The organism is Leeuwenhoekiella sp. LLG6367-2.1, from assembly GCF_045055775.1.
Lineage (GTDB): Bacteria > Bacteroidota > Bacteroidia > Flavobacteriales > Flavobacteriaceae > Leeuwenhoekiella > Leeuwenhoekiella aequorea.
Genome location: NZ_CP159331.1, coordinates 2,333,260 through 2,356,898, shown reverse-complemented (window position 1 = coordinate 2,356,898; position 23,639 = coordinate 2,333,260). Strand labels below are relative to the sequence as shown.

The window sequence follows — 23,639 nt, the reverse complement described above, 5'->3', positions numbered from 1 at the left end:
TGATATTATAAACTCCTCTAAACATTTATAACTAATTTTTGAAGTCTTTTTAATCCCCCCAATGTTAAAATTTCCCTCCTGTGGTATCTCGAAAAATAGATTGATAAAGCTTCCTTTTTTAATCCATTATTAAGAGCCTGTGTAATGGCTATAGCTGCTTTATACTTTAAAAAATCATTCCTTAACGTATTCAGAAATTCAGCATCAAAATTAAGTTTTTCAACCAGCTGAAAGGCATAAAAAGCTGAATCTGTTGTTTTAGAAACCCCATCTGCAGAATCTCGGTAATAGGATATAAACCGATTAACAAATTTAAAATTAACTTCGTTGATAGCAAGCTTATAGCAAAAATGAAAGTCCACACCATTCCCTCCGAATTCTTTTTTTCCGTAACCAATTTTTTTAGCTAATTCTGTTTTAATCAAAAAACTATTACTGGGAAGTTGTTGTCTTAAAAGAACAGAATACGGATTTAAATCTTTCCCTTCATAGCTCTCATCTCGGGAAAAGGTTTTATTCAATTTTTCAGTACCGCTCTTATTTATTACCCCATTCTGATTTATTAAATACTGTTTACCAAAAACAACATCTGTTTTAGAGTTCTCTTTAAGTATTGAATTTAAATCTTCTAGAGCATCAGTTAGCAAGTAATCATCGTCATGAATCAAGAGAAGTAAATCTGTATCTACAGCTCTAATTAAACTATCTACATTTTCACCCTGACCTAATGCAGGTTTATTATGTATATATTTTAGCGGTACAGAAGAATTTAGTTTTTCATTTAAAATCCAATTTTCTGTAACGTCGTCCTTTGAGTCATCACTTACAATAATTGCATCTGGTAATAGGCTTTGACTATAACAACTATTTAATGTAATTTTTAGATATTCTAAACGATTAAATGTGGGTATGATAACAGTAATCGACATAGGTCTAATTTAAAAAATTGATTTTCTTAGTTTGAACTGATATAGTTTATAAACTATAATTTATTAAGATAGAGCTTTTCTGCACTTTTGGCCACCTCTATCCACCGGTAATTTTTAGACACCTCAATTGATTCTTGGGAAAATTGAACTAATAAAGCCTTATCTGCTAAAAGTTCTAATACTTTTTGAACTAATTTTTTTTTATCACCTATACTCACCAATAAATCTTCAATAATAAAATCACAAGGACCTGCGCTCGAATAGGCAACTACAGGAAGACCTGCACACATCATTTCCAAGGCACCAAAACCGAAACTTTCCCAATATGATGGGAATATTCCCATCTGACAATCGGAAAGTAATTGAGGTAAATCTAAAGGATCAAATTCTGTAACGACTTTAATATTATTACGATTTTTTGAAGGAAAATAATTTAGAACTTGAGATTTAGTTTGAAATAAACCTTTAGTTCCAATTAATTTGAAAACCGCGCCGGGATACGCTTTAGATATACTTTCAACTATGTATTTAAAGTCAAATGCACCTTTACGATAGTCGAAAGTACCTACGAAAGCAATCGTGGGAGTTGTGCTAAGTGTACTATAGTTAGGATTAATATTTTGAAATAAATCAAACCGATCGTCACCTATTCCGTTAGGTATAATAATAATTTTTTTTTGTGGAAATTTTTTTTGGAGTATCTCTTTATCTTTTGTGTTTTGGACTTGAATTAAGTCAGAATTTTTTAAACTTTTGAAAGCTATCTTTTCACTATAAGTAGATTTATTTCTCCTTAATATCTTAGAATTTATAAAAGACTTAAACGTCGCTAAGAAATCCATAGGTATTTTAATTCCCTTTTTATGCTCTTTCAGTAAAGCGGGCCTTGCGATAAATAAAGTTTTAGAATGAAATAAATTTCTATCAAATGGTAAGCTGTCATATTCGTATAATATGACAGTAAATTTATAAGCATTCTCTATTAAATAACTCTTCAAACTTAAAGAGTAATTTTCTTTTGTTAGGTTTACGTTTGTTAAACCCAACTCTTTCGGTCCAATATAAAATGTTTGCCAGCCTAATTTTGATAATGCATCCCCAAACTCGATCCGATTCTTTGTAGCACCAAGTTTTTTCGAAAATTTAATAGGAGAGAAAAAAGCGATCTTTTTTTTCATTATTTTTTTTAATTAAAATGCTTTAGATTTTAAATATATTTTTAATAAAGCTGAAGACCTGTAAAAATCCATTGTGCCCAAATATAAATTACGAATTATAAATACTCCTATTTTATACATTAAGGGAATTTTTGTTTTATAGTTTTTTATTTTATTCCACTCCCAAAATTTTGGCCTAATTATCATTACGAAAGATTTTAAAATTTGAATAAAAGTTATTTTTTTAAAAAAAAATATCGATTGTCCAAGACCTACACGTTTCGCTTTTTTAAATAATTCAGTATAAGTATCCCGCGCAGGATGATTAATAATTACCTTTTCAGTAAAAACTAGTTTCTGACCTAAATCTCTTGATCTAATACCCCATTCGATATCACCTCCAGACATAGTATTCGAATTAAAATTTCCAACAATATTAAATACTTTTCTATAGGTAAATAAATTAGCTGTTACACAAGTTCCGCTTTTTGAGAGAGGATCTTTGGGAAATGCATAAATAAAGTCGTGATATTCTATAAGAGTAGGTTTTTCTTTTTCACTAAATATTTCTATTGGCCCTGTAAGTCTTTTGACATTCAAATTACTATTAAGAAAATTTACAGCTGCTTTTATCCAGTTTATATCCGGTATACAATCTGAGTCGGTAAATCCAATGATTTCCCCTTTTGCTATTTTTAAAGCTGCATTTCTAGCTGCATAAGATCCTGGTTTACCTTCGGAAATAAGAACACAATTTTTAGGTATTTGAAAAACTGATGGAGGTAGGTCATTCGGATCATTATTAACAACTATGATTTCGAAATCTGCAAAAGGAAAAGACTGATTTTCTAAAGCTTTTATGCATAAAGAAAGACGTTCCCAATCGTTATAGGTAGGTATTATAATAGATACAATCAATACTTAATATTTATTTCTGAGAGCAGGTAAAGAATATATGTCTTCAAGTTTTACGTTAGTATTTACACCTCCTGCAATTGTGCCATTCTTTTAAAATTTAAAGAACTCTGTAGAAGCCCCTTAAAATTATTGACATCTTCGATAGAACCTTTATTTAAAAGAACAATTTTATCCGCATTTTTAATAGTCGCTAGACGATGAGCCACAATTAATATAGTTAGTTTCCCTTTTAAGTTATCTATGCTTTGTTGAATTGCTTTCTCGGTTTCTGAATCTAACGCGGAAGTAGCTTCATCCATTATTAAAATATCTATATCCTTATAAAGTTCTCGGGCGATTGAAATACGTTGGCGCTGTCCTCCACTCAAGTTCACCCCTTCATTACCCAATGTAGAATTTTCCAAACCTTCTAAACCCATTACAAACTCGTATATAGATGCTTGTTTTATGGCATTATTAAAACGTTGCAAATTATCTTCATTATACTCATCCCAAAATGTAACGTTATTAAATATCGTATCATTAAATATTACTGGTTCTTGTGTAATAAAACCAATTCGCTTCTGATAACTCTTTCGATTCAATTCTGAAAAAGAAATATTATCTATTGAGATACTTCCTGAATCTATAGGCATCAATCCCGCTATGAGATTTACTAAGGTTGTTTTACCGCTGCCACTCTCCCCAACAAACGCAACAGTCTCTAATTTATTTATTTTTAGATTTATTTTATTAAGTACAACTTTGCTATCATAAGAAAGTTTAATGTTCTGCAAAACGATCGCGCTTTCAAATTTATGTATTTCGTTTACGCCGTCGATTTCAAATGCTTCAACCAACTCCATTTCAAATTTTGTCATACTATTTTGAGATCCAGAAACTTCTAAAAACTTATTATAAATAGTTTGCATTTGCATTAAAGAATTCATCGCTTTATAAAAAAACAAAAGACTTATCAATATTGCACCCAGTTCGCCACCCATAAGATTTACTTGAATAAGTATAACGGTACTTACTACAATAATCATTAATGGTTCACGTACTGAAGTTATTATAGATGAGAGTTTACCTATCTTAAGATTATGTCGCTCTATATAAAAAATAGTTTTCTTAAGCTTTTTAGTGTAGTTTTCTAACTGCCCAGTAGCTTTTAAATATTTAAAATTTGAAATTAACTGTATTATTAGTTTTTGATAAAAATGCGATCCCTCTGTAATTTCTGACGAAGAATTTTTAGTTATCTTATAAAGTGATCTGAAGAATACATTTGTAATTAAACCTCCAACGGTTATAAGTAGTGCAAATTCGGGATTGATTGTAAAAGCAAATCCCATATAGACAATTGTTAAAATAAATTGTTGAAAGGCACCAAAATAGGTTTCATAAGATTGTGAAACACGAGCCACCTCCCCTATTAAAGTATTACTAATGCGACCTGCATCAGAAAGAACGAATTTCTTATACGACATGCTTGCTATCATATCGGAGAGATTATTTCGCATAGTTCGTATAAAATACATTTTAACCCGAACAGCATAGATTGAATTTATATACGATGCTATACCTTTTAGTAAAAAAAATGTAGTCATTACTATTAAGATGTTCAACAAACTGAAAGCGATACCTAAATTAGCTATAAATTCTACAACGAAATCAAGCTTTCCTAGAGACTTAGATCCAGTGTTAGGTGATTGATCTCCAGTCATTTCTAGCAATGGCAAAAACATAACCAAACCGAACCCATCTAAAGCTCCGACACTAATATTTAAAAATATGCGGACAAAAAGTCTATGTTTTAACTTTTTATAGAAATATATAAATGTGGTAAAATACTTAACTAAAAACTTATTTAAATACTTCATATTTCAATTAAATATGTTAGCTTTTTTAACATCACTCGAACTTTCAGAACTATATAATTGTTTTGAGAAAAAAATCTTCAGTTTTGTGGCCAAATTATTTCTCCCTATTTCCTCTATCAAAATTTTTCTATTATGTTCGATTTCATCATCTGTTAATGGCATTGAAAGTGATTTTTGATCAAGATCTTTACTTATGGAGAAAACAATAGAACCTGATCTAATTAAATACTTATATAAAGTATTGCGTTCATCTAAAAATACTTTAGCTCCCATCCAAAGCATTACAAATACATTACCTACAGCTTGTTGTCTATAGTTATTCATAATTACATAACCACATCTTTTTATAAACTGAGTATATTCTGTTAGTGGCATAAAATCCTTAATAATCATTAAGTTATTACCAATTTTATTCGCACCAATAATTTCAACTTCTTTACCGTAATATTTATCACCGTAACTAAGAGGAACTATGACTTTATGATTATCTAAATCTAACTTTGATAAAATATCAAAGGCTTCGGCATGATTATTTGTGTAATGAGAGGAATTACCTAATAGAATATCATTTCCATAAATTTGATCGGATTCATCTGAAACCATCTCTTCTATGGGAAAAAAAGAGAATATAAAATGTTGTAATTTTTCATTATTAATTTTAGACTTTATAAGTTCTAAATCCTCCTCAAAAGTTACACCTAAATAATCAATGCGTTCCATTGCCTTTTTAGTCTCTAGACTTTGATTATTAGTATTAAACCAAATTCTATTAAAAATTCTTTTAATCTTCTTTCTTAAAATATTTTTAAGAGACCTTTTACTAGCCTTAATTTTTTCATCAATTTCAAGAGTCAAGTTTCCTAAAATATCTTTCCTGTTTATAAAATAAGGATTATTGTAAAATTCAAAACCATAGAAAATCCAATAAAGTTTAACGTCTTTAGAAATTTTATTGACTAGAATACTACTTTGATGAAATAATCCGTGAAAAATAACCAGGACATCAACACTTATAGACCTTGCTATTCTATCTAAATTTGAATTATTGTAAGCTTCAACTCTAAGTTTTTTTTGAAAAGTGACATGTTTCAATGGTTTTTGAGAATTTTCAACTAAAACAATATATTCACTAAGATCTGGGAAAGAATTTTCAAACTGATGGTGAACACTATTTACAAATTTCTGATCTACGGCAATATGTATAAATTTCAATTTATTAGTTTGCATAGAAACTCTTTATAGAACTTATTATATGATCTTGTTGAGTTATGTCTAATTCTGGAAATAAAGGTAAGCGTATCAAACAGTCTGAATAATTATCTGAATATTTCATCGCACTACCCTCATAAATGTCTTTATAAAATGTGCTTTTGTGTAATGACAAATAATGAAAAACGGCTAATATACCTTTCTCCTTAAGATGTTTCAACATTGCCTTACGCTCTTTTTTATTTTTAAATACGAGATAATACATATGTGCATTATTTGTTGTAAACTCCGGTATAAAAGGTAATTGAACCTCATATTTAATATCTAAACAGCCTCTAAAGGCATCATCATAGATTTCCCAAATAGCTTTTCTTTTATTTTGTATAAGTGTCAAATTCTCTAATTGCGCATAAAGAAAAGCAGCGATAATATCTGATGGTAAAAAAGAGCTGCCCATATCAACCCAGCCATATTTATCTACTTCTCCTCTAAAAAATGCGGATCTGTTTGTTCCTTTTTCCCTAATAATTTCAGCACGCTTTACAAAGCGCTCGTCATTTATTACCAGCATTCCCCCCTCACCTGAAATAATGTTTTTAGTTTCATGAAAAGAAAAAGCAGCCATATGTCCAAAACTGCCTATAGGTTTATCTTCATAATATCCATCAATAGCCTGAGCCGCATCTTCTATTACAAATAGACTATATTTAGCCGCGATATTCATTATCTTATTCATATCACAAGCTACGCCTGCATAATGAACAGGAATTATAGCTTTAGTTCTTTCGGTAATTAAAGATTCTAATTTATCTTCATCTAAACCCGGATGATCTCTCCTGCTGTCTACAAAAATAATTTTAGCACCTCTTAGTACAAAAGCATTTGCTGTAGAAACAAAGGTGTACGATGGCATAATAACCTCGTCTCCAGGTTTAATATCTATTAAAATAGCTGCCATTTCCAATGCGTCTGTACACGATGTCGTAAGTAAAACTTTTTTAAACCCTAATTGATCTTCAAAAAAATGATGGCATTTTTTTGTGAAAATACCATCTCCCGATATTTTACCAGATGCGACAGCCTCTTTAATATATGTTGTCTCTTTACCTGTAAAAAAAGGTTTATTGAAGGGTATTAAATTCATAACGTTCCGAATTTTTTGTTTTTAAACTTGATAAAAAAAGATTCAAAATAATTATATGATATATGACTAATTCCAAAACTTAGCCCGAAAATGAATATATATATTAAAATATTGAACCATATTATACTCTTATTTGGATCGATATATTCTATGAGAACAGGAAACACTAAGAACATTATAAAGGGATGGTACATGTATATACCATAAGATATTTTACCTAAGAACGAAAAATAATCATTTCTAAAAACAAGTTTATTTGTATCGTTTATCGTAATAAGAATTAATGTTAAAAAAAGTATGCTTAGCCCTATGTTTTGAAGATAACCCGGGAATAGTTTAAAAAAAAGAAAAAGAAAAATCAATAATAGATTTAATAAATAAAAATATTTTGATTGTGTATAAAATTTAATTTTTTCCGAATAATAATAGTATAAATATCCGCCGATACCCCCAATTGCCATATACTCAAATGGTATCAACTTTGTAATTAATGATATGTAGGGTATATGCAAGTATGTTGTAGTTATAAATAAAAAAGCAATACTTATAAAAACATAAATACTTTTTTTGGAGCTGAACAATAATAATATAAAAGGCCAAATGACATAAAATTGCTCCTCTACACCTACCGACCAGGATTGCGAAGCTCCAACTAAATAAATTTTAAAATAGTAAAGTGCTATATTAGGTAAAAATAAAACATAATAAATAACTGAACTGAATGAATAATTATATGGGTTGGTGATTTTTAAATAATAACTCTGAGTATTTTCGAATATATTAAATTCCTTAGTAATCAAAGGTATAATAACAAAAGAAACAAAAATAATTAAATAATATAATGGCCAAATTCTAAACATCCTCCTAAAAAAAAACTTTTTTAGAAGGATAGTATCATATTTACTTTTCTCTTGAAGTAATAAGAAAGTTATTAAAAACCCACTTAAAACAAAAAAAAGATAGACTCCGTTTTTACCTAAGTGGTCAATAAAGTAGGTAAAGTAATTGAGATTATAAATACTTGAGATTCCTTCTCTAAATTTAAATAATTCTATATGATGAAATATTACAAAACAAGCTGCTAAGGCACGTAATTCATTTAATCCTTTAAAAAAAAACTTTTTATCCTTCATCATTTATTTAACAAATCTAAAAGGATTGCCTACATAAAGACCAGACTTTACGATGTCTGAAATAACAACACAACCACCTCCTATTTGCGTATTACTGGCTATTTTCAAATTATCTATAAGAGTTGCATTAATTCCTACAATACACAACTCCTCAATTTGTATAAAACCAGCTAATGCTGCACGAGGTGATAAAAAACAATGCTTCCCTACTATAGTATCATGAGCGACTGTACAACCTATATTTAATACTGTGTTATCTAAGACCTCCGCATGAGCATCTATAAAACAACCGGGATATATAACCGTTCCTTGAGCTATGTGTGCTGTTGCATCTACCCAAGCTGTCGAATGTATGATTTTACCAAAGGGAATAATATTTAGAAAATGCTCGTAAAGCTCCTTTTTTTTTTTCAAATGTTTATACCCTATTCCTATTAAAAGCTCATGGAAATAACCTTCCCTATAATACCGTTCAATATCATCAACCCCTCCTAGAATGGAATAACCATCACGCTGAATATCTAGTGTATAATCATCAAAAAAAACAACATTCTCATAATGATTATCTGCAATTGCATAATTTGCAAATTGTTGTCCTAAATGACCAGCTCCTAAAATAGCAAGTGTTTTATACATTATATGAAATCTTTTAGATTGCGTAAACTCGAAATTCTACTATTAAGATGGGGATAAAAATTATCACGATCTATAATTAGAGTTTTAATACCTAACTTCTGAGCAGGTTCTAAATCAAGTTTAATAGAATCTCCAACATAAAGAATTTCATTAGGTCTGAAAGATAGACGTTCTAGAGCTCTCTCATAAAATTCAGTATTAGGCTTTGCTACACCCAATTCTTCAGATACAAAAACATCAGAAAAAATAGATCCGAAAAACTCTTGTATTTTATCTTTTAATGTTGTGTTGAAATTTGAGATAATTCCAATAGGTAAAGTAAAATCTCTCAAAGCATCTGTATCTTCAAACCTTTCCCAAGGTAAATAAGTGCAATTTTTAAAAATTGACGTAAGTATTTTAGTTTCTGGCACAATACCAAGAAGATATAACAAGTCAGAATTAAATTTGTTATAAAATTGTTCATCTGTCCGATCTGGAAAATGAATTATTTCAGACAGCATTTTATGTTTAAACTTTAAATCTTCTGGCGATATAAAGTGCCCATGTGCGTTTAATGCTTTTTCGATTTCACTAAATAAACTTGGCTTTCCTAATAATGTACCCGAAACATCAAAAAAAACATATTTTATCATATCAAAATATTTTAAAATTAGTTTTTTGAGCACCTTGATAATCCACTGCTTCAGGATATATGACGTCCATTAATATTCTACACGCAATACCCTTTATTGGTTTTGGTGCATCTGGCTTCTCATTTAATAAGTATTCTTGTAACGCATACTTAACATCTTGGAAACCTAAATTATGTCTGATAGAGTTCGTTCCTGATATTCTGCAATTAATCTCAAAGGGTATAATATCTCCAGTATCTGTAACAATACTTTGTATATTAAAACTACCTTTCAACCCTCCTAGATTAATCATATTTTGAGCAATTTCACGCAACTGGTTGTCATAATCAAAAACTACTATAGACTCTGTAGTGGTACCATTTGTAAGTTTACGTTGCATAGTAAATAAACCGTGCAGTTTATTATCTTTGGTTACATATACTGCGGTAGTAATTTCTAAACCTTTATGTAAAGGTTGTATCATATAACCTTCAGGTAAATCATTAGGGTTTTCAGGGTTTATCAATAGACCTCTGGAGCCACGACCTTCTTTAGGTTTTGCTATAATATCTTTTTCTGAAAAATCATAATCCCCGGTCAACCAAGATTTTGCAAAAGGTATATTATTTTCAGATAAGTAAATAAAGGTTGCATATTTATCTAAAAAGGTTTTAGCAATTACGGCATCGCTTGCCACAACTGTTACATTCAAAAGAGCTCTATTAAAGGATAAATAATAAATTTCGTAGTCTGTAGAAGGGATAATTAGGTCAATGCTTTCTTCATTTATAATTTTTATTAATGAAGGAATATAGTCGACATCATATGAATAAGGGACTTTATAGGTTGCATCGCATAAATGATTACCGGAAGTAAAGCTTTCAATATCTATACCTATCAGTCGTAAATTTAAATTTAAGGAATTTATATTACGTAATATACCCTGACCTACATTACCACCAATGCCGGTTACTAAAATTGTTTTTTTTTCCATTCAATATAGTTTCCAACCTCTTCCTGTAAGTTTGCTTTAGGATGCCAATTAATAAGAGATTGTGTAATTATGTTATTATATAATAGAGATTTTGAGAAATCTGTGTTTGTATATTTTATAACTGCATTTGTTTTACCCGCAATTATTTGTGCTAATTCTAAATTAGAGTATTCCCGGTTGTGAACAGCAAGCAATGTTTTATTCACTACCTTTTCAAAATTTAAAATACACTTTTCGATCAGGAGGCAAGTATCATCAACAAAAATATAATTCTGCTTTCTTTTACCCTCACCCCATACTTCAATTTTATTTGATGCTAGTGCCTGACTAACATAAGTTGGGATTATTGTATTTTCTTTCATTGAAATTCCATATAGTGAAGATAGTCTCACAATTACCGATCTATCAATGTTTTTAACCAGAATTTCCGCCCAGTATTTAGACATAGCATAAGAGTTAGAAGGTAAATCAGGACTTGTTTCAGATATCAACGTTACATCTGGATTATAAATAGATGCAGTTGAAATATAAATAATTTTAGAATGCTTAAATTTTTTTAAAATACGCTCTGTAACATCTACATTAACATTAAAGAGTTGCTTATTTTTTAAGATCTTATTTCCTGATGCAACTGCAGCGTGACACATAATTATAAAATCTGGCTGTAATGGTATTTCTTCTAAATCATCAGACCCATATACAGGAACTTCTCCAATAGTAGATTTCTGTGATGAAAGACCAAGTAAAGAATAACGGTCATTAAGAATTTCTTTTATCCTATTACCTAAAAAACCATGTATCCCGGTAATTAATAATGTCTTCTTAATCACTTATAAAGATTCTATTTGTACGATATCAGATTCAAACTTTTTATTTTTCCAATAAACCTCGCCACCGTCTAGCCAAGGATGATTTAATTGCTTATTCAAAAAATCTTTTTCCCAACTTTTAGGCACATCCGTTTTTTTAACTTTAATCTTAAAAACTGCATCATTAAGGTCTACATTATTTTTATGAGCCCAAAAAGCAGTAAAATCGCGCACACTCGCAGCTAATACCTCTTGATCTATTTCAGGCGCATTGGATCTGAAAGTCCATTTAGCCCAAATCTCACCATACATATATGGTCCAGGAGACCCATCATTATTAGTAATGGGAAGCCAAACTTCTTTTTCATTATTAATATATACAACACCTATAGCGTGATTATAATTTTCGAAATGAGAATCCACAAATACCCCATGATGTGTTATCCCAAAGAAAGGTTTACTAATATCTCGATGTAACTCTCGCGCATAAAAGTCTATTGTATTAATTATTTTGAAATTAGAAATACCAGAAAAATTTTTAGCATTTTTTAATAATGGAGAATTATAGGTTACAATTACCTGCATTAATACTAAAATTAATAAACCAATGAAAAGTATTCTGATTTTTAAATCCTGTAGAGTAAAGTTTGTAAGGATTTTCATTTCTTCTTCTCTTGGGGGCAATACGGGTAATTCGTAGCCGCAGCTTTCTTCTGTACAGCGTTCTGTATTTCTGTTTAAAGCTACATACCCATATACTTTTTTACCAATATGATAAATACCTGGTACAGATAAAAACCAAGATAATGGTTTAAAAAACCATATTGCTTTAAAAACTCTTATGTAGGTATCTATACCCCTATAAACTTTGTTTTTATGATCTACACTGTAAATATCATTTAAAAGGGATTGTTCATCAATACCATCTAGGGCACCCTCATCCTCTGCGTTAGCCTGCACAGTAAGAAATAAAATTTTATTATTTACATCAAGATGATTTAATACTATTCGAGTCCGGTTACACAAAGGGCATTCTGCATCATAATAAAATTTAACATATGCTTTTTTGATATTTTTTTTAGAAAATAATTTCTCCCACATACCTACTGGTACAAGTAGTATATAAATACTAATGACGCCTAATGCAAAGAAAGGTATGGGAAAAGCTATTAAAATTCCTAAATGTAATCCTACACCTATAATAATTAAGGGGGTTCGAAAACTCTTAAAGAAAAATATAAATATAAAAATCGCTTCAAAAGCTAGAGTTAACCAACTAAGGAATATTGTTAAATATTTAATATTTAGTAATGGGGTCAAATTTAAATATATTGCTTGTGGAATTGATGCTGGCAACCAAATACCATAACCTTGAAGCCAGATATTAGAAGATAATTTAAAAAAAACAGAATCGAAATAAACGAATCCTATACTCATTCCTGTTAAAATGAAATAATTAACAGCGGATACATCAGTAGGAGGATTGTACCTAAATTTTGTATTTGAATATTTTAGTTTAAGTCGGAGTCTATCTAACGAAAAATTTCTGGATATCGGTAAAAATATAAATAGAAAGTTTACAATGAGGTAGGTATAAAACATGTGATATTCAAAGGAAGTAATAGTACCTAAAACGATTACAGTAAGTATATAATTTATAATCGCTGCTACTCTGGTAAATAAACCGAAAATCACAAATATGATGGCTATTATCCAGAACAAAAAAGCAGGCCACATTGATATTTCAAAAGTTTCAATGTATGGTATCTCATCAAAGATTAAATGCCTGAAGTAATTAAGTTGAAGTACTTCTCCAAGAAATACAAGTGAAAAAACAATTCTAAAGATAGCCAAGCCCTTACCGTCAATTTTTTTTAGGTAACTTTTTTCTAAACTACTGAATATTCGTTTCATTAGACGCAGTGTGGTTAGTCTTTAATTATTAAATCAAGATACTCATAGTAGTTCCCTTTTTTTCCCGCAATAGAACTAAGTAGTTCCTCCTTAGAGATTAAGGACATACGATAAGCAATCTCTTCAAGACATGCAATTTTAAGACCTGTTCTCTTTTCTACGGCTTTGACAAACTCCGTAGCTTCTGCCAGTGCATCGTGCGTACCTGTATCAAGCCAAGCAAATCCTCTGCTTAATATTTGCATTTTCAACTCATGTTTATCTAAATAAACTTGATTAACTGTAGTAATTTCAAGTTCTCCTCTTTCTGATGGTTCAATTTTTTTTGCTATATCAATGACTGTATTTGGGTAGAAATACAAACCTACCACAGCAAAATTTGACTTCGGATTAATTGGCTTTTCTTCAATACTTATAACATTTTTTTGAGTATCAAATTCTGCTACTCCATACCTTTCCGGATCGTTAACATAATTGCCAAATATTACAGCTTTTTTTTCTTCTCTAACCGTGTTAATCGATTCAAAAAGTAGTTTTTGAAGTCCAGAGCCATAAAATATGTTATCTCCTAACACAAGACAGACATCATCATCACCTATAAACTCTTCACCAATTAAAAAAGCCTGAGCTAAACCATCTGGGCTTGGTTGCTCTTTATATTTTAAGGATATACCAAAATTACTACCATCACCTAATAAACGCTCAAAACTAGGCAAGTCGTAAGGAGTCGAAATAATTAAAATTTCTTTTATCCCCGCAAGCATCAACACAGACAAAGGATAATAAATCATCGGCTTATCATAAACAGCTAGAAGTTGCTTACTAACCGCTAATGTAAGTGGATGTAAACGTGTTCCTGATCCACCTGCTAGAATTATTCCTTTCATAAATATATTGTATTAGTAACGTTTAAAATTATAAGACAAACAACTAGAATTTTATTAACTCTCATATTGATTACTATAATATTCTTGATATGACCCTGTTGTCACATTTCTAAGCCAATCTTTATTATCAAAATACCAATTTATAGTTTTAATAAGCCCTTCTTCAAAATTAACAGATGGCTCCCATCCCAATTCTTTATTAATCTTCGAAGCATCAATAGCATAACGCAAATCATGGCCCGGTCTATCTCTAACATAGGTTATTAATTTTTCAGAAGTTCCCGGTTTACGGTCTAATTTCTCATCCATTAATTTACAAAGTAGTTTAACCAGATCTATATTTTTCCACTCATTGAATCCACCTATATTATAGGTTTGTGAATTTCTTCCTTTATGAAAAACAAGATCAATAGCTCTTGCATGATCTAAAACAAATAGCCAATCTCGTGTATAATTTCCATCTCCATAAACGGGAAGTGCTTTATTGTTAATTATATTATTTATAAATAAAGGAATTAGTTTCTCGGGAAAATGATTAGGCCCGTAATTATTTGAACAATTCGTAATAACATAGGGTAAATCGTAGGTCTCGCCATAAGCTCTTACAAAATGATCTGAGCTAGCTTTAGATGCTGAATATGGAGAATTAGGCTCATAAGGTGTTTCTTCAGTGAATAAACCTTTATCACCTAGTGAACCATATACTTCATCTGTACTAATATGATAAAATTTTTTCCCATTAAAATTATTCTTCCATATATCTTTTGCTGAATTTAATAGATTCATTGTTCCGATTACATTCGTCTTGACAAATGATAATGGATCTTTAATAGATCGGTCTACATGAGATTCTGCTGCTAAATGTATGACGCCATCAAATTGCTCCCTACTAAAAAGGGTATCAATAAAATTAAAATCTGTAATATCACCTTTTATAAATTTATAATTTGGCCTACTCTCAACATCTTTAATATTTTCAAGATTACCAGCGTAGGTTAGGGCATCTAAATTATAAATTTGATAATTTGGATAATTGATAACGAATCTACGTACTACATGAGAACCTATAAATCCTGCTCCTCCCGTTATTAATAATTTCATTTTAGTAAGTTATATATTGTATACCTGTAGATAACATTTTAGAAAAGGTGGTCTTAAAAAATATTCTAAGTATTGATTGAAAATCGGCTACTATCTAATTTAAAATATTGATATCAAAACCTTGTAGACGAGTAGCAAATTAATGGAAAGCATCTACGATCTCCAGTCTAACCATTAGATAATTTGGGTGGTATACCATCGGTACAGTTCAGTAATTCCGTCCTGTAATTTTACATTATAACCCCATCCCAAAGCGGTTAATTTGGAAACATCGGTTAATTTTTTCATGGTACCATCAGGCTTATCGGCATTAAAATAAAGTTGCCCCTTAAAACCTACGCTGGTTTGTATTAGCCTTGCCAGGTCTTTAATAGAAAGGTCTTCTCCGGTTCCGATGTTGATATGCGTATTTCGAACCTCGGCGCCGGTTGGTACGACATCCTTAAAATCCCGGCTTTCCATAATAAAGACACAGGCATCAGCCATATCCTCACTCCATAAAAACTCCCGCATGGGTTTGCCGCTTCCCCAGATTTCTACCTGTACGGAATCCCCCTCCTGACCTCCCCCTAATGGTGAGGAGTTACGAATACCGTAGTTGCCTAAAATAGTAAGTATAGCATCTTCTGATGCGGTACCATCTACTCCTTCAATAGGAAGTCTATTCAAGTCTTTTCGAAGAGCATCCCAATTGTTATTTTCGAGGGCTTTACCCAAATGCATTTTCCGGATTAAAGCTGGAAGTACATGCGATTTCTCCAGATCAAAATTATCGTTTGGCCCATACAGGTTGGTTGGCATCACCGAAATAAAATTCGTACCGTATTGCAAATTATAGCTTTCACACATTTTAATACCTGCAATTTTCGCAATCGCATAAGGTTCGTTGGTATACTCTAAGATATCCGTCAACAAATAATCTTCTTTCATTGGTTGGGGACAATTCTTCGGATAAATACACGTACTGCCTAAAAACAAAAGCTTTTGAACTCCCGCTTTATAAGCCTGATGAATTACATTATTCTGAATCATTAGATTTTCATAAATAAAATCAGCACGATAGGTATTGTTGGCTACAATACCACCCACTTTAGCAGCAGCAAGAAATACATACTCTGGTTGTTCTGCTTGAAAAAAACCAGCAACCTGATTGGAATCTCTTAAGTCAAGCTCACTGCTGGTTCTAAAAACCAGATTCGTATAGCCTCTTAACTCCAGATTTTTCACAATCGCCGAACCCACCAAACCGCGGTGTCCGGCCACATATATTTTAGACTTTTTTTGCATCAAATTCAAAATGTAATAGAAATTGCATCAATAATCTTCTACTCCCATGAGAGTGATTAGTGATGGTGGGTTCTTCAATATTATTCGAAGTAATTTAGAATTTTATAACCGCCATCCTTTAGATATTGATCTTTTTTCATTAAGCTCAAATCGCTCTTCATCATGTCTTCCACTAAGTCCAGAAGTGTATACTCCGGTACCCATCCTAGCTTTTCTTTTGCTTTGGTTGCATCTCCAATTAATAAATCTACTTCTGTAGGTCTAAAATATTTAGGATCAACTGCAAGTACTTCTTTACCGATTTCCAGTTGATACTCCCGATTAGTACATGCTTTTACATAGCCTTTTTCATCAACTCCTTCTCCTTTAAACTCCAATTCAATACCGGCGTGTCCAAAAGCCATACGCACAAAATCACGTACCGGTGTGGTCTTATTCGTGGCAATAACCCAATCTTCTGCCTCGTCTGCCTGTAAGATCATCCACATCATACGCACATAATCTTTAGCATGTCCCCAGTCTCTCTTAGCATCCAGATTACCCAAGAAGATTTTATCCTGAAGTCCTAAAGCGATACGCGATGCCGCACGGGTAATTTTACGGGTAACAAAAGTTTCCCCACGTATAGGAGATTCGTGATTGAATAAAATACCATTACACGCATACATACCATAAGCTTCGCGGTAATTTACCGTAATCCAATACGCGTACATTTTTGCTACGGCATACGGAGACCTTGGATAAAAGGGAGTGGTTTCCGTCTGTGGAACCTCCTGTACTTTACCATACAATTCTGAAGTAGAGGCTTGATAAATACGTGTTTTTTCACTTAAACCTAACAAACGTACTGCATCTAAGATACGCAATGTACCTAAACCATCTGCATTACCGGTGTATTCTGGTACTTCAAAAGAAACCTGAACGTGACTCATCGCCGCCAGATTGTAAATCTCATCAGGCTGAATTTCCTGAATCAGACGAATTAAATTCGTACTATCGGTCATATCACCATAATGCAATATAAAATTACGGTGTTCTACGTGTGGGTCTTGATACAAATGATCTACACGATCTGTATTAAACAGCGAAGATCTTCGCTTTAACCCATGTACTTGATATCCCTTTTTTAATAAAAACTCGCTTAGATAAGCTCCGTCCTGCCCGGTTACACCGGTAATTAATGCTACTTTCATAATAGATTGGTGCGAATAATTCTTTAATATTTAGGAACCTATTGCATAAAATTCAAATCCCACTGCTTCAAGTTCGTTGCGGTCTAGTAATCTACGTCCGTCAAACAGAAATGCCGGTTTAAGCATATCTTTATATACTTGCTTCCAGTCTAAAGCTTTAAATTCATCCCACTCGGTCATAATAGCAATGGCATGAGCTCCCAGTGTTGCTTCAATTGCGCTATTGACTACGGTTATATTTGCGCGATTCTCTGCTTCAGTACGCGTTCCTAAATAGTCTAAATCTGCAAGAATTTGTTCCTTGTTTACTTTAGGATCATAAATCACAAGCTCAGCTTGTTCATTTAATAAATAATCTGCAACATAAATAGCTGCTGATTCGCGCGTATCGTTAGTATCTTTTTTGAATGCCCAACCCAATAATGCTATTTTCTTACCAGATACCGTATTGTACAATGTTTTTACCATCTTCGCTGCAAAACGACGCTTCTGATGGTCATTCATAATAATAACTTGTTCCCAATAATCTGCAACTTCATTCAAACCAAATGATTTTGCTATGTAAACTAGGTTCAATATATCTTTTTGAAAGCACGACCCCCCAAATCCTACAGATGCCTGTAGAAATTTAGGTCCTATTCGGCTGTCCATTCCTATGGCTTTAGCTACTTCTTTAATATCTGCACCGGTTTGCTCACACAATTCGGATAAGGCATTAATACTGGAAACACGCTGTGCTAAAAATGCATTAGCAGTTAATTTTGAAAGCTCTGATGACCAAACATTAGTTGTCAAAATATTCTCCTTAGTTACCCAATGTCCATACACATCAACTAGAGCTTGTATTGCTTCTTTGCCCTCATCAGTGTCTAAATCCCCACCAATTAATACACGATCTGGTTTATGCAGGTCAGAAACAGCAGTTCCTTCTGCCAAAAATTCTGGATTAGATAAGATTTGAAAGTTAACTCCGTTGCCCGTATTATCTAAAATATTTTTCAGCGCTTCCGCAGTTCGTACGGGCAAAGTAGATTTTTCGACTACGATTTTATCAGTTTTAGCAACTCGTGCTATTTGTCGCGCACATAACTCTATATACTTTAAATCTGCAGCCATCCCTTTACCAATTCCGTAAGTTTTGGTAGGCGTATTTACAGATATGAAAATCATATCTGCTTCATCAATAGCTTTATCAACGTCTGTTGAAAAAAATAGGTTTCGTCCACGAGCTTCAGCTACTACCTCAGCTAATCCAGGTTCATAAATAGGTATATTATTTACATCTGCATCATTCCAGGCAGCTATGCGTTTTTCATTGATATCTACTACTGTCACCGTAATTTCTGGTGACTTTTGTGCGATAATAGCCATTGTAGGCCCCCCAACATATCCCGCACCAATACAACAGATGTTTTTAACCTTCATTTTAATCTTTTTTAAACTTTAAATTCAATCTTTTAGTCACGGCTTCGCCGTTGTAAGTCCCTTTTAGGACTCACTTATAAATTACCAATCTCAAATTATCTCAGCTAATCGCTAAGCTTCAAGCACATCTTTAAACTTTGCCTGAACAACCATTCCAAGACATTTTAGATACAGCCTCATTTTATTACCACTAACTTCAATGATTTCTGCATCGCGTCCCTTCAAAACACCTTTAGTGAGTTGAATATTGCTTCCAGGTACATAATTCTCCAATTCTATATCCTCCAGATTATCTTGATCAAGCCATTTTTTTATAGTCTCGATCTCCTCATCCCTTACAACCGCAGGTTTTCCTAACCAAAATAAATAGCGTACCGCTCCCGGAACACTAAATACTGAATTGCGTTCTGAAGCGCTAAGATTAACAAATATATAGGATTTAAAAAGGGGAGTAATCACTTTCTTTTTTCGGTCACTCCAAATCCTGGTTTCTGTAATGGTAGGGCAAAAAACTTCTATACCTTTATCTTGAAGTGCCGAAGTTACTTTCTTTTCAGATTTGGATTTAACATATAGTACATACCAGCTCATGAAACTAAGACTCTGATTTTATATCTCTAATTAATAAATAATTAAGATTTTATTCGCCGCGAAAATAAAGCAAACCAACCGTTAAGCAAGGGTAATTTAGCATTAAATTAAGAAACCACAATCATGCGCTATACTATATCTTGTTTCGCAAACGATATAAGCACAACCTTTATATGTACCTATTCTAAGTTTAACTAGGAACAAAAAAAAAGAGCCCGTTGGACTCTTTTTTTTTGCTCACTTTTTAATTCCTATTCTTCCTGGTAGGTAACCTCACCATCCCACTCCATAAAACCTCCTACCAAATTATAAGTGGTTTCAAAACCCAACTGATCCATCAACTGAGCAGCCTGACCACTACGGTTTCCAGATCGGCAATAGATGTAGTAATTTTTAGATTTATCCAGCTCATTTACTTTATCTATAAAACCCTGACCTTCATAAATATCTATATTGTGAGAGTTTGGTAAAATCCCCTCATCCACCTCATTCTGAGTGCGCACATCCAATATATAAGCATTGTCATCTTTTGCAAGCTGCTCCTCCCACTCTTCTTGTGTTATATTTTTCATCTTATGTGTATTTAAATTTGATACTCAAAAATAAGAATTGTTCTTTTCTTAATCAGATTTTCACGCTTATTCTTTAATTGAACAACCTATCGCTTTTGTACTCGTTGTCTTTATATCCTCATCACTAAGAAGTGAATTAATGGCGTTTTCCACATAATTTTCGGTTACCGTTTCAGAATCACGCACGCTGTCATCAATAGCTCCTATATATTTAACAACTAAACCACTTTCCTTTTTTAAGATAAATACGTGAGGGGTTTTCGTTGCTCCGTACTGCGGATAAACCTGTTGGCCTTCATCAAATAAATAAGGAAACGTAAAGTTTTTCTCCTTGGCGCGTTGTTGCATCGCTTCAAAATTATCTCCCGGACTCACAACCGGGTTATTCGGATTTATACCTATTACCGGGAATCCCACCGACTTATATTTTTTATCTAGTGCTAGTATGCGTTCTTCATTAGCAATTGAAAATGGACAAGTATTGCACATGAAAACTAGAATAAACCCTTTTGCATCATTGAACTGAGATAAGGAAACCTGTTTACCGCTAACATGTTTTAAACTGAAATCTGTAGCTATATCGCCCACTTCGTATCCTGATTTGTAATCCCGCATTCCAAAAATTACGGCAGCTGCTGCAACTAAAGCTACCGTTAACAGGACTAATATTTTTAATGTTTTCATAGTATGATGTCTTATTCTTCTAATAATTCTTCGATTTCAAGCGCTAATTCCTTATAAGAAAATGACTTTTCAAAAAATTTGTAGCTGTCTTGAGTGATTATTACGGTTGCAGGGATTGCACCACTCCAGTCTTCAGAAACTTGCGGTATCCATTTGTTACCATACGGGTCGTCTAAAAATAAGATTTTAGATTTTAATTTTTGCTTTTGAATAAATGGGATTACACGGCTAACTAATTGCCCGGGAAAATCTAAACTAACCAGCGTTACTTCAACCCCTTTGTCTTTGTAATTAGTATTAAGCATTTCAAAAACAGGAATTTCTTCTACGCAAGGCGCACACCAGGTAGCCCAAAAGTTAATGACCTTTATCGCTTTATCTTCAGAATTATCAAATAAAGGTTTTAGACTTTCAAAATCATGTACTTCTAAAGCTACATCTCCCTCTTTTACTATTTTATTTGGTATCAGAATTCCAGCACTTGTATTAACTGAAGAACAACCACCTATAAGAAGACTAAGGAATATTAAGAGAAGAAAATACCGCAAAATAGGAACTAATGATTTACGTGCACAAACTTAACGAATTAGCGTATTCAGTTTAACGTTTTAAGATTTGTATAACATTTTCAGCACCCTTTGAAAATAGATCCAGCTATTAAATATTAGTTAAAATTAGTACTAAAAGAAATTTGAACGATGATTCGCATTACATTTGTACCTACAAATATTGTATCAACAACATTAAATGAAAATAGAAGACGCACTTAAATTAAGTTCGAATACAGATCTTAAATCAAAGACTTTAATAAATCTGCATTATACTTCCAGATTTTTTGAAGAACGTTTTGCATCGTTATTAAAAGAATTTGACCTCAGCGTTCCTCAGTTTAATGTATTGCGCATTCTTAGAGGTCAGAAAGGGAAGCCGGCGAGTTTAGCGTGTATTCAAGAACGTATGGTCGATAAAAACAGTAATACCACCCGCCTGGTTGACAAACTCATTCTTAAAAATCTCGTACTACGTAAAGTATGTCCTGAGAATAGAAGAAAAATCGAAATAACCATTACAGAACAAGGTATGGATTTACTTAAGACTCTTGATCCAGTAACCCAAAAAAGCAATGCCGATCATACTTCGGCATTAAGCACCGAAGAGTTAGAATTATTAAATAATCTATTAGATAAACTAAAAAGTCATGAATAACTATATCGAAGATTTAAAATGGCGCTACGCCACAAAGAAATTTGACGCAACTAAAGAAGTAAGTCCCGCAGACCTCGAAAACCTTAAAGAGGCCGTTCAACTATCAGCGTCATCGTATGGCTTACAACCTTATAAAATATTCATTGTTAAAGATTCTAAGGTTAAAGCTCAACTTAAAGAAGCTGGTTACAATCAATCGCAATTTACAGATGCTTCAGAAATATTTGTGTTTGCGCATCAAACCGATTTTGGTCCTGAATTAGTAGACAGTTATATCGCTCATGCAGAACGCATTCAAGACGCAGAAAAAGGAAGTATGGATGACTATGCTAATATGATGAAAGGTAGCCTTGTTTCTCTTCCGCAGGAAGCAAAAGCAGGATGGACAGCAAGACAAACATATATAGCTATTGGAAACTTATTAAGTGCTGCTGCAACTTATAAAATCGATGCGTGCCCAATGGAAGGTTTTGATGCTGAAAAATTTGACGAAATTCTAAATCTTAAGGGTAGTAATTTACACGCAATAGCAGTAGTTGCTATCGGCTACCGAAGTGAAGATGATAAATATCAACACGGCAAAAAGGTAAGACGTCCCCAATCTGAACTTTTTAAAACTATATAAATCAACAACAAATTATCTAAATACATATTATTATGAAAACAACTATTAAATCTATTCTTATTCTTGCTGTAGGCGTTGCAGCAGCATCATTTACTTCAAAATCCGTAGAGCGCGTAACCGTTAAAAAAAGTACCATTAACTGGGAAGGAGAAAAAGTAACAGGATCACACAGCGGTACAATTAATCTTAAAGAGGGTTATTTTGAGATGGACGGTGATGCAATAACTGGCGGCGAATTTGTTATCGATATGACCAGCATCGCTGTAACCGATCTTGAGGGTGATAGTAAAGGACAACTAGAAGGACATCTTAAAAGTGATGACTTTTTTGGCACAAGCTCTCATGCTACCGCAAAACTTGTAATCACCAAGGCCGTAAAGCAAGGATCGACTTATAAGGTAACTGGAGACTTAACTATCAAGGATATAACTAAACCAATTAGTTTTGATTTAAACAAAGCGGGCAACACCCTGTCCACAGAACTTACAGTAGATCGCACAAAATATAATGTACGATATGGTTCTGGAAGCTTCTTTGATAATCTTGGAGACAAAACGATTTATGATGACTTTAAATTAGATATTAAACTATACATATAAATTTTTTAAAAGTTATTTTGAATTTTGTTTGTTAGCTGTTCTTCAATAATTATCTTTGATGTCAATATGAAAAACAAAGCATTAAATATTTGGTGGTGGATCTCGCAACAGTAACGTCGTGAACAAACCTTGTATTTAAAATTCAAATAA

24 protein-coding genes are annotated in these 23,639 nt (G+C 32.4%); 3 read left to right on the top strand and 21 right to left on the bottom strand.

Annotated elements, in window-relative coordinates; all coding sequences use genetic code 11:
* Positions 1-17: 17 nt before the first annotated feature.
* The 21 genes from ABVM53_RS10750 to ABVM53_RS10650 form a co-directional block, all read right to left on the bottom strand.
* A complete protein-coding gene (locus tag ABVM53_RS10750; protein WP_405325925.1) occupies positions 18-929 on the bottom strand; it encodes a glycosyltransferase family 2 protein in 912 nt (303 codons plus the stop codon).
* A 53-nt stretch (positions 930-982) separates the two neighbouring features.
* Positions 983-2,107: a glycosyltransferase family 4 protein gene (locus ABVM53_RS10745; RefSeq protein WP_405325923.1), complete on the bottom strand. Its 1,125-nt coding sequence runs from the start codon at positions 2,105-2,107 to the stop codon at positions 983-985.
* A gap of 12 nt (positions 2,108-2,119) precedes the next feature.
* A complete protein-coding gene (locus ABVM53_RS10740; RefSeq protein WP_405325921.1) occupies positions 2,120-3,004 on the bottom strand; it encodes a glycosyltransferase family 2 protein in 885 nt (294 codons plus the stop codon).
* A gap of 62 nt (positions 3,005-3,066) precedes the next feature.
* The gene (locus ABVM53_RS10735) at positions 3,067-4,866 is read right to left on the bottom strand and encodes an ABC transporter ATP-binding protein (protein WP_405325919.1); all 1,800 of its coding nucleotides are present in this window, start codon (positions 4,864-4,866) and stop codon (positions 3,067-3,069) included.
* Between the two features lie 3 nt (positions 4,867-4,869).
* Complete coding sequence (locus ABVM53_RS10730) at positions 4,870-6,093, bottom strand: TDP-N-acetylfucosamine:lipid II N-acetylfucosaminyltransferase (RefSeq protein ID WP_405325917.1); 1,224 nt, start codon at positions 6,091-6,093, stop codon at positions 4,870-4,872.
* Positions 6,083-7,219 (bottom strand): dTDP-4-amino-4,6-dideoxygalactose transaminase, encoded by a 1,137-nt coding sequence (rffA, locus tag ABVM53_RS10725; RefSeq protein ID WP_405325915.1) that lies wholly within the window; start codon positions 7,217-7,219, stop codon positions 6,083-6,085. The genes ABVM53_RS10730 and rffA overlap by 11 nt, the downstream gene beginning before the upstream one ends.
* Positions 7,216-8,352 carry an acyltransferase family protein gene (locus tag ABVM53_RS10720; protein WP_405330862.1) on the bottom strand — a complete coding sequence of 379 codons (1,137 nt, stop codon included), beginning with the start codon at positions 8,350-8,352 and terminating at the stop codon, positions 7,216-7,218. The genes rffA and ABVM53_RS10720 overlap by 4 nt, the downstream gene beginning before the upstream one ends.
* Positions 8,353-8,355: 3 nt before the next feature.
* A complete protein-coding gene (locus ABVM53_RS10715; RefSeq protein ID WP_405325913.1) occupies positions 8,356-8,988 on the bottom strand; it encodes an acetyltransferase in 633 nt (210 codons plus the stop codon).
* Positions 8,988-9,623, bottom strand: a complete 636-nt coding sequence (locus ABVM53_RS10710) for an HAD family hydrolase (RefSeq protein WP_405325911.1) — start codon at positions 9,621-9,623, stop codon at positions 8,988-8,990. Before ABVM53_RS10710 ends, ABVM53_RS10715 begins: the two co-directional genes overlap by 1 nt.
* A 1-nt stretch (position 9,624) precedes the next feature.
* Positions 9,625-10,596: an ATP-grasp domain-containing protein gene (locus tag ABVM53_RS10705; RefSeq protein ID WP_405325909.1), complete on the bottom strand. Its 972-nt coding sequence runs from the start codon at positions 10,594-10,596 to the stop codon at positions 9,625-9,627.
* Positions 10,575-11,426 (bottom strand): NAD-dependent epimerase/dehydratase family protein, encoded by an 852-nt coding sequence (locus tag ABVM53_RS10700; protein WP_405325907.1) that lies wholly within the window; start codon positions 11,424-11,426, stop codon positions 10,575-10,577. The genes ABVM53_RS10705 and ABVM53_RS10700 overlap by 22 nt, the downstream gene beginning before the upstream one ends.
* Positions 11,427-13,319, bottom strand: a complete 1,893-nt coding sequence (locus ABVM53_RS10695) for a DCC1-like thiol-disulfide oxidoreductase family protein (protein WP_405325905.1) — start codon at positions 13,317-13,319, stop codon at positions 11,427-11,429.
* A 14-nt stretch (positions 13,320-13,333) separates the two neighbouring features.
* Positions 13,334-14,206 (bottom strand): glucose-1-phosphate thymidylyltransferase RfbA, encoded by an 873-nt coding sequence (rfbA, locus tag ABVM53_RS10690; protein ID WP_405325903.1) that lies wholly within the window; start codon positions 14,204-14,206, stop codon positions 13,334-13,336.
* 54 nt (positions 14,207-14,260) lie between these two features.
* Positions 14,261-15,307: a dTDP-glucose 4,6-dehydratase gene (gene rfbB, locus ABVM53_RS10685; protein ID WP_405325901.1), complete on the bottom strand. Its 1,047-nt coding sequence runs from the start codon at positions 15,305-15,307 to the stop codon at positions 14,261-14,263.
* A 174-nt stretch (positions 15,308-15,481) separates the two neighbouring features.
* On the bottom strand, positions 15,482-16,594 hold the full coding sequence (locus ABVM53_RS10680) for a GDP-L-fucose synthase family protein (RefSeq protein WP_405330861.1): 1,113 nt from the start codon (positions 16,592-16,594) through the stop codon (positions 15,482-15,484).
* A gap of 80 nt (positions 16,595-16,674) precedes the next feature.
* On the bottom strand, positions 16,675-17,787 hold the full coding sequence (gene gmd, locus ABVM53_RS10675; protein ID WP_405325898.1) for a GDP-mannose 4,6-dehydratase: 1,113 nt from the start codon (positions 17,785-17,787) through the stop codon (positions 16,675-16,677).
* A 30-nt stretch (positions 17,788-17,817) separates the two neighbouring features.
* Positions 17,818-19,212, bottom strand: a complete 1,395-nt coding sequence (locus ABVM53_RS10670) for a nucleotide sugar dehydrogenase (RefSeq protein WP_405325896.1) — start codon at positions 19,210-19,212, stop codon at positions 17,818-17,820.
* A gap of 111 nt (positions 19,213-19,323) precedes the next feature.
* Positions 19,324-19,803, bottom strand: coding sequence for a UpxY family transcription antiterminator (locus ABVM53_RS10665; protein WP_405325894.1), 480 nt, complete (start codon positions 19,801-19,803; stop codon positions 19,324-19,326).
* A 251-nt stretch (positions 19,804-20,054) separates the two neighbouring features.
* Positions 20,055-20,375: a rhodanese-like domain-containing protein gene (locus ABVM53_RS10660; protein ID WP_405325892.1), complete on the bottom strand. Its 321-nt coding sequence runs from the start codon at positions 20,373-20,375 to the stop codon at positions 20,055-20,057.
* 66 nt (positions 20,376-20,441) lie between these two features.
* On the bottom strand, positions 20,442-21,059 hold the full coding sequence (locus ABVM53_RS10655) for a thioredoxin family protein (RefSeq protein ID WP_405325890.1): 618 nt from the start codon (positions 21,057-21,059) through the stop codon (positions 20,442-20,444).
* Positions 21,060-21,070: 11 nt separating this feature from the next.
* A complete protein-coding gene (locus ABVM53_RS10650) occupies positions 21,071-21,607 on the bottom strand; it encodes a TlpA disulfide reductase family protein (RefSeq protein WP_405325888.1) in 537 nt (178 codons plus the stop codon).
* 199 nt (positions 21,608-21,806) lie between these two features.
* On the opposite strand from ABVM53_RS10650, the gene ABVM53_RS10645 reads away from it, so the two are divergent.
* Genes ABVM53_RS10645 through ABVM53_RS10635 form a run of 3 tightly spaced genes read left to right on the top strand, consistent with a single transcriptional unit; the run spans position 21,807 to position 23,489 of the window.
* Positions 21,807-22,265 (top strand): MarR family winged helix-turn-helix transcriptional regulator, encoded by a 459-nt coding sequence (locus ABVM53_RS10645; RefSeq protein WP_405325886.1) that lies wholly within the window; start codon positions 21,807-21,809, stop codon positions 22,263-22,265.
* Entirely contained in the window at positions 22,258-22,890 is a 633-nt protein-coding gene (locus ABVM53_RS10640) for an NAD(P)H-dependent oxidoreductase (protein ID WP_405325884.1), read from the top strand. Before ABVM53_RS10645 ends, ABVM53_RS10640 begins: the two co-directional genes overlap by 8 nt.
* Positions 22,891-22,922: 32 nt before the next feature.
* A complete protein-coding gene (locus ABVM53_RS10635) occupies positions 22,923-23,489 on the top strand; it encodes a YceI family protein (protein WP_405325882.1) in 567 nt (188 codons plus the stop codon).
* Positions 23,490-23,639: the final 150 nt, after the last annotated feature.

Coding starts and splice junctions, on each gene's coding strand:
- ABVM53_RS10750 (WP_405325925.1), bottom strand. CDS start 929: ATGTCGATTACTGTTATCATACCCACATTTAATCGTTTAGAATATCTA.
- ABVM53_RS10745 (WP_405325923.1), bottom strand. CDS start 2,107: ATGAAAAAAAAGATCGCTTTTTTCTCTCCTATTAAATTTTCGAAAAAA.
- ABVM53_RS10735 (WP_405325919.1), bottom strand. CDS start 4,866: ATGAAGTATTTAAATAAGTTTTTAGTTAAGTATTTTACCACATTTATA.
- ABVM53_RS10730 (WP_405325917.1), bottom strand. CDS start 6,093: ATGCAAACTAATAAATTGAAATTTATACATATTGCCGTAGATCAGAAA.
- rffA (WP_405325915.1), bottom strand. CDS start 7,219: ATGAATTTAATACCCTTCAATAAACCTTTTTTTACAGGTAAAGAGACA.
- ABVM53_RS10720 (WP_405330862.1), bottom strand. CDS start 8,352: ATGAAGGATAAAAAGTTTTTTTTTAAAGGATTAAATGAATTACGTGCC.
- ABVM53_RS10715 (WP_405325913.1), bottom strand. CDS start 8,988: ATGTATAAAACACTTGCTATTTTAGGAGCTGGTCATTTAGGACAACAA.
- ABVM53_RS10710 (WP_405325911.1), bottom strand. CDS start 9,623: ATGATAAAATATGTTTTTTTTGATGTTTCGGGTACATTATTAGGAAAG.
- ABVM53_RS10705 (WP_405325909.1), bottom strand. CDS start 10,596: ATGGAAAAAAAAACAATTTTAGTAACCGGCATTGGTGGTAATGTAGGT.
- ABVM53_RS10695 (WP_405325905.1), bottom strand. CDS start 13,319: ATGAAACGAATATTCAGTAGTTTAGAAAAAAGTTACCTAAAAAAAATT.
- rfbA (WP_405325903.1), bottom strand. CDS start 14,206: ATGAAAGGAATAATTCTAGCAGGTGGATCAGGAACACGTTTACATCCA.
- rfbB (WP_405325901.1), bottom strand. CDS start 15,307: ATGAAATTATTAATAACGGGAGGAGCAGGATTTATAGGTTCTCATGTA.
- ABVM53_RS10680 (WP_405330861.1), bottom strand. CDS start 16,594: ATGCAAAAAAAGTCTAAAATATATGTGGCCGGACACCGCGGTTTGGTG.
- gmd (WP_405325898.1), bottom strand. CDS start 17,787: ATGAAAGTAGCATTAATTACCGGTGTAACCGGGCAGGACGGAGCTTAT.
- ABVM53_RS10670 (WP_405325896.1), bottom strand. CDS start 19,212: ATGAAGGTTAAAAACATCTGTTGTATTGGTGCGGGATATGTTGGGGGG.
- ABVM53_RS10665 (WP_405325894.1), bottom strand. CDS start 19,803: ATGAGCTGGTATGTACTATATGTTAAATCCAAATCTGAAAAGAAAGTA.
- ABVM53_RS10660 (WP_405325892.1), bottom strand. CDS start 20,375: ATGAAAAATATAACACAAGAAGAGTGGGAGGAGCAGCTTGCAAAAGAT.
- ABVM53_RS10655 (WP_405325890.1), bottom strand. CDS start 21,059: ATGAAAACATTAAAAATATTAGTCCTGTTAACGGTAGCTTTAGTTGCA.
- ABVM53_RS10645 (WP_405325886.1), top strand. CDS start 21,807: ATGAAAATAGAAGACGCACTTAAATTAAGTTCGAATACAGATCTTAAA.
- ABVM53_RS10640 (WP_405325884.1), top strand. CDS start 22,258: ATGAATAACTATATCGAAGATTTAAAATGGCGCTACGCCACAAAGAAA.
- ABVM53_RS10635 (WP_405325882.1), top strand. CDS start 22,923: ATGAAAACAACTATTAAATCTATTCTTATTCTTGCTGTAGGCGTTGCA.